Source organism: Myxococcus xanthus (assembly GCF_006402735.1).
In the GTDB taxonomy this organism is placed as follows: domain Bacteria; phylum Myxococcota; class Myxococcia; order Myxococcales; family Myxococcaceae; genus Myxococcus; species Myxococcus xanthus_A.
Map to the genome: position 1 here is coordinate 6,195,117 of NZ_CP017174.1, position 13,706 is coordinate 6,208,822.

The 13,706-nt window shown below is 68.9% G+C and carries 12 protein-coding genes and 1 tRNA gene; 9 read left to right on the forward strand and 4 right to left on the reverse strand.

The window, feature by feature from the left end; translation table 11 throughout:
• Positions 1 to 403: 403 nt before the first annotated feature.
• Positions 404 to 1,795 carry a hemolysin family protein gene (locus BHS09_RS25165; protein WP_140793944.1) on the reverse strand — a complete coding sequence of 464 codons (1,392 nt, stop codon included), beginning with the start codon at positions 1,793 to 1,795 and terminating at the stop codon, positions 404 to 406.
• A 3-nt stretch (positions 1,796 to 1,798) separates the two neighbouring features.
• Entirely contained in the window at positions 1,799 to 2,614 is an 816-nt protein-coding gene (locus BHS09_RS25170) for a tetratricopeptide repeat protein (RefSeq protein WP_011554885.1), read from the reverse strand.
• A gap of 62 nt (positions 2,615 to 2,676) precedes the next feature.
• Here BHS09_RS25170 and BHS09_RS25175 point away from each other — a divergent pair, with 62 nt between their 5' ends.
• Positions 2,677 to 3,876 (forward strand): CapA family protein, encoded by a 1,200-nt coding sequence (locus BHS09_RS25175; protein WP_140793946.1) that lies wholly within the window; start codon positions 2,677 to 2,679, stop codon positions 3,874 to 3,876.
• 27 nt (positions 3,877 to 3,903) lie between these two features.
• Here BHS09_RS25175 and BHS09_RS39940 read toward each other — a convergent pair whose 3' ends face one another.
• Positions 3,904 to 4,026 (reverse strand): hypothetical protein, encoded by a 123-nt coding sequence (locus tag BHS09_RS39940; RefSeq protein WP_013941470.1) that lies wholly within the window; start codon positions 4,024 to 4,026, stop codon positions 3,904 to 3,906.
• A gap of 155 nt (positions 4,027 to 4,181) precedes the next feature.
• On the opposite strand from BHS09_RS39940, the gene prfA reads away from it, so the two are divergent.
• The 4 genes from prfA (at position 4,182) to BHS09_RS25195 (ending at position 7,960) form a co-directional block, all read left to right on the forward strand.
• Positions 4,182 to 5,270: a peptide chain release factor 1 gene (prfA, locus tag BHS09_RS25180; RefSeq protein ID WP_140793948.1), complete on the forward strand. Its 1,089-nt coding sequence runs from the start codon at positions 4,182 to 4,184 to the stop codon at positions 5,268 to 5,270.
• Entirely contained in the window at positions 5,267 to 6,148 is an 882-nt protein-coding gene (gene prmC, locus BHS09_RS25185) for a peptide chain release factor N(5)-glutamine methyltransferase (protein ID WP_140793950.1), read from the forward strand. The genes prfA and prmC overlap by 4 nt, the downstream gene beginning before the upstream one ends.
• A 14-nt stretch (positions 6,149 to 6,162) precedes the next feature.
• Positions 6,163 to 7,425 (forward strand): UDP-N-acetylglucosamine 1-carboxyvinyltransferase, encoded by a 1,263-nt coding sequence (gene murA / locus BHS09_RS25190; protein WP_140793952.1) that lies wholly within the window; start codon positions 6,163 to 6,165, stop codon positions 7,423 to 7,425.
• 145 nt (positions 7,426 to 7,570) lie between these two features.
• Positions 7,571 to 7,960 carry a zf-TFIIB domain-containing protein gene (locus BHS09_RS25195; protein WP_140793954.1) on the forward strand — a complete coding sequence of 130 codons (390 nt, stop codon included), beginning with the start codon at positions 7,571 to 7,573 and terminating at the stop codon, positions 7,958 to 7,960.
• A gap of 53 nt (positions 7,961 to 8,013) precedes the next feature.
• Here BHS09_RS25195 and BHS09_RS25200 read toward each other — a convergent pair whose 3' ends face one another.
• A complete protein-coding gene (locus BHS09_RS25200; protein ID WP_237077404.1) occupies positions 8,014 to 8,853 on the reverse strand; it encodes a discoidin domain-containing protein in 840 nt (279 codons plus the stop codon).
• A 157-nt stretch (positions 8,854 to 9,010) separates the two neighbouring features.
• Between BHS09_RS25200 and BHS09_RS25205 the strand changes: the two genes are divergently transcribed.
• The 4 genes from BHS09_RS25205 (at position 9,011) to BHS09_RS40340 (ending at position 13,327) form a co-directional block, all read left to right on the forward strand.
• The gene (locus BHS09_RS25205; RefSeq protein ID WP_140793956.1) at positions 9,011 to 11,224 is read left to right on the forward strand and encodes a mediator complex subunit 15 domain-containing protein; all 2,214 of its coding nucleotides are present in this window, start codon (positions 9,011 to 9,013) and stop codon (positions 11,222 to 11,224) included.
• Positions 11,225 to 11,283: 59 nt separating this feature from the next.
• Positions 11,284 to 11,356, forward strand: a tRNA-Gly gene (locus tag BHS09_RS25210).
• 734 nt (positions 11,357 to 12,090) lie between these two features.
• Positions 12,091 to 12,957 carry a discoidin domain-containing protein gene (locus BHS09_RS40335; protein WP_418763963.1) on the forward strand — a complete coding sequence of 289 codons (867 nt, stop codon included), beginning with the start codon at positions 12,091 to 12,093 and terminating at the stop codon, positions 12,955 to 12,957.
• Positions 12,860 to 13,327 (forward strand): hypothetical protein, encoded by a 468-nt coding sequence (locus BHS09_RS40340; protein WP_418763964.1) that lies wholly within the window; start codon positions 12,860 to 12,862, stop codon positions 13,325 to 13,327. The genes BHS09_RS40335 and BHS09_RS40340 overlap by 98 nt, the downstream gene beginning before the upstream one ends.
• Positions 13,328 to 13,706: the final 379 nt, after the last annotated feature.

Here is a 13,706-nt window from a genome sequence, read left to right on the forward strand (position 1 = left end):
CTGCGAGGCGGCGGCGTGTGCACCGCGCTTCTACGCTCCCATGACGTCCTCCCGCCGGTGTGGCTGCGTCAGCCCTGTTGAGTCCTGTTGCGCCACGCGAGCGCGTGACCTTCCGCGGGACGTATCATTCCGGTCTGACATGCCCTCGGTAGACGCTGGGTTCCTTCGGCGCGGCCCCACCCGAGCCCACACGAACGCGCCGCCCGTGCCCACCTGACAGGCAGGCGTGTCGACGCGATGCGGGAGGGCCACGTCGCCCACGCGAACGTCGATGTGGCAGCCGCGCGTGCCGGGCATCACGCACGCATCATGACCAGGGGCAGGGTGAGACAGAACCGCCGCGTCGTGAAGCGCGGGTCGCCCGCAGCGAAGAAGCCCCAGCCAGGAACCAGCGTCGACGGGCTCAGGAATCGTTCGAGGCGCTCGGGGGCGGCTCACCGGAGCCCGCCGAGCCGTCTGACACGGTGCGCGCGGGCGCCGTCCGCGACTGCGGCTCCACGGTGACGCGCACCACGCGTGGCCCTTCCACCGCGTCCACGACGATGCGCCACATGTCGAGCCGCAGCGTGTCCCCCTTCACGGGAACACGGCCCAGCCGCGTCATGAGGTAGCCGGCGATGGTCGTCACTTCGCCCTCTTCGTCCTCGTCCAGGTCGAAGTTGACGTCCAGCCGCTCCTCCAGGTCGTCGAGCTGCGCGGTGCCCGGCAGCTCGAAGCGGCCGCCAGGCAGCGCGCGGACCTCGTCCATGCGGCGGCCCAGCTCCGCGACGTCGCCCACCACCTCGGCCACCACGTCGGCGATCGTCACCAGCCCGGACGTGCCGCCGTGCTCGTCCACCACCAGCGCCGTCTGCCGGCGCCGGCGCCGGAACTCCGCCAGCAGTTGCTCCAGCGTGGCGCCTTCGGGGATGAACAGCACCGGCCGCTGCACCTGCGCCAGGCTGCGCAGCTCGCCCCGGGACAGCAGGAAGAAGAGGTCCTTGGCGTTCACCACGCCCTCGACCTCGTCGAGGTTGCCCCGGCACACCGGCAGCCACGTGTGGCCCGCCGCGCGAGCATCCGCGATGCACTTCTCCAGCGGCTCTTCCACGTCCAGGAACTTCACCTGGTTGCGCGGAACCATCACCTGCCGCGCCGTCTTCTGCGCCATCTCCAGCGCGCGCTCCAGCAGCTCCGCGCGTGCCGTCGTAATCGCGCCCGCCTGCGCCGAGCTGTGGAGGATGACCAGCAGCTCGTCCTCGCTGTGCGCCTCGTGCGCCTCCCCTACCGACTGGAGGCCAAAGACGCGCAGCACCCACGCCGCCAGCCCGTTGAGCAGGACGATGGCCGGGTAGAACAGGACGTAGAACACCCGCATGGGCAGAGCCACCGCGAGCGTCGTGTCCTCGGGCCGCTGAATCGCCAGGCTCTTGGGCGCCAGCTCACCGAGGACGATGTGTAGGAAGGTGATGATGCTGAAGCCAATCACCACCGCCGCGGAGTGGGCCAACGTGGTGGAGGCGCCCTCTGGTACCAACGGCACCAGCACCGGCTCCAACAAACGCGCGAAGGCCGGTTCACCCAGCCAGCCCAGGCCCAGGGAAGCCAGGGTGATGCCGAACTGCGTGGCGGAGAGGTACGCGTCCAGCTTCTCCACCATCTTCATGGCCGTGGGCGCGCCCGGCGCACCTTCGTCCACCAGGGCCTGGAGCCGCGTGGCGCGGATCTTCACGATGGCGAACTCGGTCGCCACGAAGAAGCCGTTGGCGAATACGAGGAGGATCGCCAACCCCAGGAACAACCATTCGTTGCCCATGGCTCAGAACAAGGCTTCGAAGTCCGGGTCACCCTTGAGGGCGTCGAACATGGGGTCGGTGGACAGCCACCCCATTACCTTCGGCCGGTCCGCCGTGAGCGACTTCTGCAGGTACTGCACGGCGTCCTTGGGACGCCCCCACAGCGCGAACAGGGCGGACAGGTTGTAGTTGAGCAGCAGGTCTTCCGGGTTGAGCGCCCGCGCCCGCTCATAGGCGCGCTCCGCCTCCGCGTAGAAGCCCTTCTGCGCGAAGCAGATGCCCAAATCCAGCTGCGCCTCGAAGTTGTCCGGCTCCAGGCGCACCACTTCCTTCAACTGGGTGATGGCGGAGCGGTAGTCGCCCTCGTCCATCATCAGCGCGGCCAGCTCGTGACGGGGGAAGGCGTCCTGGGAGTCCAGCTCGATGGCCGTCTGGAGCTCGCGCATCGCCTCCTCCACGCGGCCCTGGTCCGCGTAGGTGAGGCCCAGGTTGAGGTGGGCGTCCGGATACTCCGGGTCCAACTCGATGGCTTCCTTGTACTCCTCCACCGCCATCTCCCCCGCGTGGGTGGAGAGGAAGCAGGCCAGGTTGTAGTGCGCCGTGGCACTCTCTGGCTCCAGCTTCAGGGCGGTGAGGTACTCCGACAGCGCCTCGCGGAAGAGCTTCTTCTCCGCGTAGACGGTCGCCAGGTTGTCGTGGGCGTGCGCGGAGCTCGGGTCGAGGTCAATGGCCTTCTTGAACTCCTTGATGGCCTCGTCGAGCCAACCCCGGTCCGCCAGCTCGATTCCACGAGTGTTGTGCTCGTCGGAGAGAGCGATGTTGTCCTTTTCGCGGGCCATGAGCGCGCGGGCAATCTACGCGCCGCGCTCCAAGAGGTGCAAGGTAGAGTTTCCCCTCGCCCATGCGCCACGTCGCCCTGCTGCTGCTCCTGTTGTCCGCCTGTCACCCCCGCGCCGTCCCCCCGCCAGAGCTATCGCCGCCGGAGGAGCCCGCCCGACAGTCCCCCGCCCCCGGGGATGCGGGCCAGGCGCCCGCCCCCTCCGCCGAGGCACCGGTGGCCGAGCCCCAGGCCCGCTCCGTGTCCATCATCGTGGGCGGCGACGTGACGCTGGGCCACAACTACCAGACACACTACGACGCGGAGACCGCCAAGGGCCGCCCCCGGGACGCCCTGCTGTCCTACGGGTTCCAGGAGGTGAAGCCCCTGACGGACGCCGCCGACCTGTTCGTCGTCAACCTGGAGTGCCCCTTCACCGAGCGCGGCGAGAAGCTGCCCAAGAACTTCAACTTCCGCGCGAAGCCGGAGCTGGTGGGCATCCTCACCGCCGGCGGCGTGGACGTGGTGAGCCTGGCCAACAACCACCTGATGGACTACGGCGCCCAGGGCCTGCTCGACACGCTGGACACCCTGGACGCGGCGCACATCCCCTACTTCGGCGCGGGCCGGAACCTGGCGGAGGCCCGGCGCCCCGCCATCCTCACCGTGGGTGGCCAGCGGGTGGCGCTGCTGGGCTACTTCTTCCTGGGCACGCGCAACATCGAACCGCCCGGGGTCTACGCCACGGAGACGACCCCTGGGGTCGCCGGCCACTTCTCCGACGAGGCCGTCATGGAGCAGATGCTCAGGGAGGACATCGCCGCGGCCCGGGCCCAGGCGGACATCGTCCTGCCCTACTTCCACTGGGGGCGCGAAGGCACCTACACCCCGGAGCCCTACCAGGTCCGGCTGGCCCACGCCGCCATCGACGCGGGCGCTGCGGGTGTGCTGGGCGCCCACCCGCACGTCCTACAAGCCATGGAGCTGTACCAGGGCAGACCTGTCGTCTACTCGCTGGGGAACTTCGTCTTCGGGGGGAACTGGAACCCTCGCGACAAGCGCGGCGCCCTGTGGAAGGGCCACTTCGGGCCCGACGGCGGCTACCTGTCCAGCGAGGTTCTGCCCTTGAGGACCGACCGCTTCCCGGAGCTGCCCTTCCAGCCGGTGCCCGTCACGGGCGAGGCGGCGGAGGCGGTGCTGCGGCTCCTGGCGGAGTCTTCAGAAGGCGTGGAGCGGATGCTGCCCGAGTTGGAGCCGTGGGCCCGTCCGCCTCCCTCCCCCTGAAGTCCGAGGGAGGGAGTAGCCAACGCACTAGACCTTGTTGTTGGACTGGCCCTTCTTGGCGCGGCTGCGGCGGCGCTTCAGCTGGGCCTTCCGGCCCTTGGCGCGGTTGGCGACCTTCTTCTTGGAACGATTTCCCTTCTGGGCGGGCATGTGGAAGGACTCCGTGTAGGTGATGTGAAACCGACCGCTCAGCGCGGTGAGGGCGGCCCTTTTTTCATGCTCCCGCCCAAGCGTCCAAGGAATTTCTTGACTCCGCCCGCCCTTGCCAGAGGCCGTGCAAAGGGGCAATACCCCCCGGAACGACGATGATTGACAAACTCGAAGACGTCGAACGCCGGTTCGAACGCCTGACCGCCGACCTGTCGAACCCCGACGTACTCGCCGACTCGGCGAGGCTCCAGAAGGTGTCCAAGGAGCGCGCGGGCCTGGAGAAGCTGGTCGAGGCCTTCCGGGCCTACCGCAAGGTGCTCGCCGACCTCAGCGAGGTCGAAGCCTGGCTCGGCAGCAGCGACGCCGACGAGAAGGCCTTTGCCCGCGAGTCCCTGCCCGGCCTGAAGGAGCAGCGCGACGAGATGGAGGCCAGCCTCAAGATTCTCCTCCTGCCCAAGGACCCGAATGACGAGAAGAACGTCATCCTGGAAATCCGCGCGGGCGCGGGCGGTGACGAGGCGGCCCTCTTCGCCGAGGAGGTCATGCAGATGTACCTCCGCTACGCGGACCGCCGGGGCTGGAAGGCGGACATCCTGGACATGAGCCCGGGCAACGCCGGCGGCGTGAAGGACGCCACGGTGACGCTGTCCGGCGACGCCGTCTTCAGCAACATGAAGTACGAGTCCGGCGTACACCGCGTGCAGCGGGTGCCGGCCACGGAGACGCAGGGCCGCATCCACACGTCCACGATCACGGTGTCGGTGATGCCGGAGGCGGAGGACGTGGACGTGCAGGTGAACCCGGCGGACATCGAGATGCAGGTGATGCGCTCCACGGGCTCGGGCGGCCAGAGCGTCAACACCACGGACTCCGCGGTGCGCCTCATCCACCACCCGACGGGCATCGTGGTGAAGTGCCAGCAGGAGAAGAGCCAGCTGAAGAACCGCACCATGGCCATGCGCATGCTGCGGGCGAAGCTCTACGAAATCGAGCAGGAGCGCATCCGCAACGAGCGCGACTCCGCGCGCCGCGCCCAGGTGGGCACCGGTGACCGCAGCGAGAAGATTCGCACCTACAACTTCCCGCAGGACCGGCTGACCGACCACCGCATTGGCCTCACCGTGCACAACCTGCCGGGCGTCATGGCTGGCAACGTGGACGACGTCATCACCGCCTGCCGGACCTACTACCAGGCCGAAGCGCTCAAGGCGCAGACGGCCGGCGGCCCGAAGCCCTCCGCATGAGCAGCGACCCCTGGACCATCCGCAGGGTCCTCACCTGGACGACGCAGCACTTCGAGAAGCGACAGGTGGATGCCCCGCGGCTCACCGCGGAAATCCTCCTGTCGTACGTGCTCAAGCTCAGCCGCGTCCGGCTGTACGTGGACCTGGACCGCCCGCTCTCCAAGGACGAGCTGGGCGCCTTCCGTGCCCTCATCGAGCGGCGCATGGCGGGCGAGCCCACGCAGTACCTGACGGGGGTGCGTGAGTTCTACAACCGCCCCTTCAAGGTGGACGCCCGGGTGCTGATTCCGCGCCCGGAGACGGAGCTGCTGGTGGAGGCGGCGCTGCGCATGCTTCCCAAGAACGCGCCCGGCCGCGCGCTGGACGTGTGCACCGGCTCCGGCTGCATCGCCATCAGCCTGGCGGCCGAGCGGCCACAGGCCACCGTCATCGCCACCGACCTGTCGCCGGACGCCTGCGCGCTGGCGCGGGAGAACGCCCAGGCGCTGGGCGTGGCGGACCGGGTGACGGTGTTGCAGGGCGACCTCTTCGCCCCGGTGCCCGAGGGCGAGCGCTTCCAGGTGGTGGTCTCCAACCCGCCGTACATCGCCTCCGGGGAGATTCCCGGCCTGTCCGCCGAGGTGCGACGCGAGCCGAAGCTGGCGCTCGACGGCGGGCCGGACGGACTGGTGGCGGTGCGCCGGGTGGTGACGGGCGCGCGCCAGTGGTTGGAGCCTGGCGGCCTCCTTGCAATGGAGATTGGTGAGGACCAGGGCCCCGCCGTCCTGGAGCTCCTGCGTGCCGCGGGTTACGCGGACGCGCGGGTGGAGAAGGACCTGGAGCGGCGGGAACGGATGGCATTTGGGACACAGCCCGTGGCCAGCGAGCCACAGGGCTGAAGACGCAGGGAACCATGGACAAGATCGTCATCAAGGGCGGCCAGGCGCTGCACGGCGAAGTGCAGGCCTCGGGCGCGAAGAACGCGGCGCTGCCCATCCTCGCCTCGGCGCTGCTGGCCGACGGCACCTCCACCTACCGCAACGTGCCGGACCTGGCGGATGTCGCCACCATGCTCAAGGTGCTGCGCACCATGGGCTGCGACGCGGAGCGCGACTCGGAGAAGACGGACGTCTGCCGGGTGGGCGTCAACGGCCACATCACCCCTGAGGCGCCCTACGAGCTGGTGAAGACGATGCGCGCCAGCGTGCTGGTGCTGGGGCCGCTCGTCGCCCGCTTCGGCCGGGCGCGGGTGTCCATGCCGGGCGGGTGCGCCATTGGCGCGCGGCCCATCGACCAGCACCTCAAGGGGCTGAAGGCGCTGGGCGCGGACATCCACCTCACGGAAGGCTACGTGGAGGCCACGGCGAAGCAGCTCAAGGGCGGCACCGTCAACTTCGACGTCATCACCGTCACCGGCACGGAGAACGTGATGATGGCGGCGGTGCTGGCCAAGGGCCGCACCCGCATGGAGAACTGCGCCCGCGAGCCCGAGGTCGAGGAGCTGGCCAAGGTGCTCAACAAGATGGGGGCGCGCATCGAGGGCGCGGGCACGTCCATCATCACCATTGAGGGCGTGGACGGGCTGAAGCCGGTGGAGCACGCCATCCTCCCCGACCGCATCGAGGCCGGCACCCTGCTGGTGGCGGCGGCCATCTCCGGCGGCGACGTGCTGGTGAAGCGCGTGGTGCCCGAGCACATGGACGCGCTGGTGGAGAAGCTGCGCGAGGCCGGGTGCACGATGACCACCGAGGGCAACGGCCTGCGCTGCAAGGCGCCCCAACGGCTGGACGCGGTGAACATCACCACCACGGAGCATCCGGGGTTCCCCACGGACATGCAGGCCCAGCTGATGGCCCTCATGTCTGTCAGTCAGGGGACGTCCGTCATCAGCGAAAACATCTTCGAGAACCGCTTCATGCACGTGCCGGAGCTGCACCGGCTGGGCGCGGACATCACCATCCAGGGGCACACCGCGGTGGTGAAGGGTGTGAAGGGCCTGAGCGGCGCGCCCGTCATGGCAACGGACCTGAGGGCGAGTGCGTCACTCATCCTGGCCGGGCTGCGAGCGGAGGGCCGCACCGACGTCAGCCGCGTCTACCACCTGGACCGGGGCTATGAGCGCCTGGAGCGCAAGTTGAGCGCCCTGGGTGCGGACATCCGCCGCGAGAAGGCGTAGGGCTGGGGGGCTGGGGGGCGACGGGACGGCGCGTTGCCAACAGAAGGCGCAAGGCGGGTTGCATCCGAAATTTCGCGCGACCTATCATTCTCCCATCGACTGGGGAGAACACCACTCCCCCCCAACAGGAGAATGGAACCGCCCCATGGATTGCCCCAGCTGCAACGTCGAGATGTCCGATCTCGAGGGGGATGATCAGACGTTGCGAAAGTGTGGAGATTGCGGCGGCCTTTGGATTGACGTCGCGGACCTCAACCGGGTCCTGCTCCACAACAACCTCCCCGGGCTGGAGAGCCAGGGCGGCAAGGTGGATGCAGAGGCACTGACCGGTCAGTGCCCCGAGTGCCAGGTCGACCTCGTCCGCGTGGACGGTGGCGACCGCCAGCATCCGCTGCATTACGACACCTGCGAGTCCTGCGGCGGTATCTTCCTGGAATCCGAGTTCCAGGACGCCACCGACGTGAAGATCGCGGTCGAGGAAATCATCGCGTTCTTCCGCCACTTCGGCGCGAAGCGGAAGATGGCCGCTCTGTAGGCGGAGTGCCTCGCCCCCCGGGAAACCGGGCGGGCGGCAGCCAGCCCGTCAGCTCACCGCTGGCTGCGGAACTCGTCGCCCCAAGCCTCGGCGACGGGCCCGTCGAACGCCAGCGACGCATCCGGCGGGCGTGTCCCCTCGGAGTCCCCTCGCGGGAAGCGCACCGTCACCCGCCCGTGCGGGGGGACGTCCAGGGACAGCTTCTCTCCGGACAGCGTATAGGCGCCACTGACTGTCGTGGACACCTCGCCCTCCAAGGGCTCCTCGGTGAGGCTGTAGGTTCCGTCCAGGTAGAAGGACAGGAAGCGGTGCGGTGCGCCCTTCAGGCCACCGAACCAGGTGCCGAGCAGCGGCGCCAGCCGGCCGTTGTAGCGCAGCTTGGGCGCCAGCCAGGTTCCATTGAGGGCCTTCCCGCCGGCGTAGAAGACGATGTCGGTGACGCACACGGGCGCGTCGTCCTTGGCGCCCGGGAAGCGCTCCGACACCTCCAGCGTGAAGCGAGCGCCCCGAAGTCCGGGCTTGAGGGGCACCACCTGGAGCCCGCGCTTGTCCTCCACGCTGACGCTGCGCGCTTCCTTGATGCCGGTCAGGGTGAGCTTCCGCGCCCGGGCGCGGGCCTTGAACGCGGCCCGGTCCGAGCCGTCGCCCGTGTACACGCGGACCTCGTCCACGGTGACGATGTCCTTGAAACCGAAGGTGAAGGACGCGGGCGCGTCTCCGCTGACACACCACGCGGTGGAGTCGCGGCCGTCGAGCACGTTGAGGGGCCCGTAGCGCTCCGGCTGACTGGTGCGGTCGAGCCAGTCGGAGGCCTGGACGTAGCCTGGCGGGACATTGGATGCGGCGGAGGCCGCCGTGGCGGACAGGAGGGAGGCGAGGAGCAGGCGTCGCATGTCTCCGCATCTTTGATCGCCTCGCGAGCGCGGCTCCAGTCCGAGCACGCACGGAGCGGCCGGGTAGATGCGGATGAAAGCGCCCGCGCGGATGTTGGGGTGCTTGACACTCCGTCCCTGACGGGAAGGATGGCGGCCTGTTCTGGAGGAGACCGTGATGAGACGCTGGGGGTGGGCCTGTGTGCTGGGGCTGATGCTGGCCGGCTGCAAGGAAGACAAGGCGCCGGAAGCTCCGGACGCGGGTCCGGTGGAGACGGGACCGGCCGCTCTCACGGAGAAGGAGCCCAACGACCGGCCCGACCAGGCCCTGGACATCACCCGCAACAGCACGGTGAGCGCGGAGCTCACCGCGCAGCCGAACAAAGCGGACGAGGACTGGTACCGGCTGGCGCCCGGCGCGCCGCGCATCGCGGACGTCACCGTGTCCGGCCTGCCCGGCGGGGACATCACCCTGGAGGTGTATGACCGCGACCGCAACCGCCTGGTGGGCGTCAACAGCGAGGGCGAAGGCAAGCCGGAGCGGTTCCCCAACCTCTACGTGGAGAACGAGCGCTTCATCCGCGTGGTGCCCACCCGCAAGGGTGTGGGCGGCGCGTACACGCTCGAGGTCCGCATGCGCGCGCCCGAGGACGGCGAGGAGCGCGAGCCCAACGACCGCGCCGTGGACGCGGTGAGCCTGAGCTTGGGCCAGACGGTGACGGCCTATCTGGGCCATGCCGGCGACGAGGACTGGTACCGCATCGAGCTGCCCGACCCGACGCAGCCCTCGGCTCCGCAAGGCACAGGCCCGGGTGGGACGGCGGAGGACCCCTCGACCGCGCCCTTCGGCGATTCGCCGTCGCAGGGCACGCCGTCCCCGGGAGATGGCACCGCGCCGCAGGGGATGGGCGGCACGCTGCCCGGCGCTGGAGGCGCAGGCGCCCCCCTGGGGCAGGACGACGCGATGGGCGGCGGCCTCGCCGGTCAACAGGGCACGACCGGCGCTGGCGCTCAGGACGGACAGGGCAACCCTGGCGCGGGCGCCGCTGGGGCGAGGCAGGACCTGACTGGCAACGGTTTCGAGACCGAGGAAGGCGTGGCCCCCCGGGGCACCGAAGAAGATGGAACGCCCGGCCTCACGGCACAGGAGGGCAGACGGGGTGCGTCGCCCGGCCAGGGCGGAGTGGATGGCTTCGCGCGTGACGAGGCGCCGCCCTCCCCCGCCGTGGAGGGCACCTTCGCGGGCAGCGAGCCGCCGCCCGTGGGCAGCCAGGCGGTGGGCGAAGCCATTGCCCGCGCGCTGGACGCGGGCACGGCGGTGCCCGTGCCCCCGGAGCCGCCCTCGGTGGCGCTGAAAATCGAGCTGACCGGCGTGGACGGCGTGCGGCCGGAGCTGTCGGTGCTGTCCGCGGCGGAGGCGCCGCTCTTCACCCTGCGCGGCAAGGAAGGCGAGACGCTGTCGCTGCGCAACATCGGCGTGCGCGCCATGGACCGGGTCGTCTACGTGGTGGTGAAGACGAGCTGGGTGGGCACCGGCAAGGAGGCCCGCAGGCCGTTCAACACCACCATGCCGTACACGCTCACCGTGTCGCAGGAGGAGGCCGGCGCCAGCGCGGAGTTGGAGCCGAACGACGAGCTCCACAAGGCCACGACCGTCACGGCCGGGGGCTACCGCGAGGGTTTCCTGGCGCCCAAGGGCGATGTGGACCACTTCGTCCTGAAGACGTCCGAGCCGGTGCTGGCGAAGGTGGAGCTGACCGGCGTGGAGCGCCTGGACCTGGTGCTCTCCATGGTGGAGCCCCCGGAGGGGGAATCCGGCAAGGAGACGGTGCTGCTGCGCGCCAACGACGGCGCCATCAAGGAGCCCGAGCGCCTCAACAACGTCGCCTGCAACGGCGCCTGCTACTTCCGAGTGGAGGGCGCGTCGCGCAAGGTGGACGGCAAGTGGGTGAAGGACTTCGAGAACGCCGAACAGCCCTACCGCATCACCGTCACCACGGTGCCGGACAACGGCGGCGAGGAGCGCGAGCCCAACAACACCGCGGACCGGGCGCAGGACCTGACACTGGGGCAGCCGGTGCGTGGCACGGTGTATCCGGTAAAGGACACGGACTTCTTCCGGCTGGACCTGTCGGACCGGCCGGTGCGCACGCCCATCCGCGCCACGCTGCTGGGCATCCTGAAGGTCGACGTGGGGCTGTACCTGCACCGCGTGCAGCCGGACGGGAAGCTGTCGCTCGTGCAGACGGCTGACCGGGCCAAGGGCGACCAGCCGGAGAGCATCCGCTACAGCGCCGAGCCGGGCGTCTACCTCTTCGAGGTCCGGGACGCGCGCAACCGCGAGTCCAACTTCCAGGACTCGTACCAGCTCACCGTCGAGGAGACGGAGTAGCGCCTCACTTCCCGTTGACAAGCCCCGGGGCGGCCCGTACTTTGCGCCCTGCTTCGCCTGCGGTGGTAGCTCAGTTGGTAGAGCACGAGCTTCCCAAGCTCGGGGTCGAGGGTTCGAATCCCTTCCGCCGCTCACTCATGAAGGCCGGTAGTCCTTGAGGAAACTCGGGACTACCGGCCTTCGTGTTTTGAGGCTTCGGGACGCCTTGCAGCAAGGATGCAGCAAACGGCGCGAAGCCGGCCCCGCCGCTCCCCTCCCCGGCTCGCGCCTGCCGCACCTCCGGCGGTTGCTGGGGATAGGCGCGAAGGACAGCTTGTCGAAATCGAAGCTCCTCCTCACCAGTCCTGCCCCGTCCACTCGCGGCCTCCTCTCCTTCATCGGCTCCTTCCTCGCCGCTGCCTGGGGCGCCACCATCGCCTCCTCTCCTGCTTTGGGGAGGAGCTGTCGAATCACGGCCGCTGCGGGAGGGGGCTTGAGATGGGAGGGCGTATCCGCAGCAATGGTGAGAATTTTCAGCGAGGCTGAGAGGGATTGCTACACACCTGTCTGCAGGGCGAAATCGATATCAATCAAGGAATGGCAATGGGAATACCCTTTCAGGTGATAGGGTATTCGCGCCCGCAACACCGCTATCGAGTCGTAAACACCGCCGGTCCTGACGGAAGCGAGACGCCCAGCGCGGGGCGTGGGTCGCTGACGGGGCGCGGGCCTGCGGTCTGGAAGCCAACGCGCCGCTGGGGGACCGCGGCGCGCCGGTCCGGCATCGTCCGCCCGGTGAGTCGTGGCTCCTGGTGGTCTCACTTGAGGTATCAACTTGAATCCACACCACAGGACCTCATCCCGGGGGGATGGATGCACCTGCCCGTGTGCTCGCGCTGACTGCCCTTGCGCTCGCGACGCCCGCGCTAGCCGCCGAGGGATTCACCTCCGTCACCGCCAGTGGGGATGACGGCAACGTCCCCGCCAACGCCATCGACGGCGACCCCACCACGCGCTGGTCCAGCAACGGAGTGGGAGAATGGCTCACCGGCGACCTGGGCGCGGTGAAATCGCTCAGCGCCGTGGACATCGGCTGGCACCGTGGCAACGAGCGCGTCAACAACTTCGCCATCTCCACCTCCACGGACGGCACGACCTTCACGCAGGTGCATTCCGGCAGCTCATCCGGCAACACCGCCGCGCTGGAGCGTTACTCGTTCTCCCCGGTGAGCGCGCGCTACGTGCGCATCACCGTGAACGGCAGCTCGATGAACACCTGGGCCAGCATCGCGGAAATGCAGCCCGGCACCGGCTCGACCCCGCCCACCGACCCACCTGGCGAGCAGGGCCAGGACAAGTTCGGCGTGACGATGATCTATCCGACCAAGTCGGGCGGCGAGCAGTGGTTCCTGGCGGACAACGCTACGTCCGACAAGCGCTTCGACCCGCAGAACACCATCAGCCGCAACTCGGACGGCTCCTGGAAGATGAGGAACAGCAAGGTGCGCATGTCCGTGTTCACCTCCACGGGCTACAGCGTCCAAGATTCCGACCTACGACCGCGACGTGCTGGCCAGCCGGGGCTACATGCAGGCGGCGAACGACTGGCGGAACATCGAGATGACTGGCTTCGTGAAGGTCAACTCGGTGTCCGACGTGTCGGACAACTTCGCGTGGTACGCGCGAGGCGGCAAGCACAACGACAACCACTCGGGGTGCGAGGGCAGCAGCTACAAGGGTTCGCTGCACTATGACGGCCGGGTCCGCTGGAAGAAGGAGACGTGGCACGTCTCCTACAACCAGGCGTCGTACAAGTCCGGTACCTCGGCGCTACGCGGCCGCTGGGTGGGCTTCAAGTCGGTGATGCGCAACACCAAGGTCAACGGAAAGGAGGCCGTGCGCCTCGAGAAGTACCTCAACGAGAACGCCGACAAGAAGACCTGGAAGAAGGTCTACGACATGGTGGACTCGGGCAGCTGGGGTGGTGACGCCAGCCACTGCGGCGGCGCGGTGAACGCAATGCCCATCACTTGGGGCGGCCCCATCGCGGTGTTCCGCTGGGACAGCGCCAACGACGTGGACTTCAAGTGGCTATCCGTGCGCGAAATCTCGCCGGAGCAGTGAGCCGCTGACCACGTGACGCCCGCCCCGGTGCTCCTTCCTTGGAGTGCCGGGGCGTGGCGTTTTCAGGGCATTCGATGGGCGCCATCACCGGCGTCCGAGCCCTCCACGGGGACCGCCAGCAATCCCCCATCACCGCGAACTTCGCAACGAAGAGCGGCCATCTCCGGTGCATGGCACAGCAATCGAGCAATCCAATATCAGCCCAACAATGAGCCGATTTCCGGCCAGCACCGACCGAGCCTGCGACGAGCAGAGTCCGCGCCCTCTCGCCATGGATTGATGGCGGGCCCCCCTCCGGCTCCGCGCCGGATGAGCGGTCTCGGGTCCCGTGGGTGCGGGGAGGCCAGAGCTGGAGGTGTCTCCACATGGAATGCCCGCA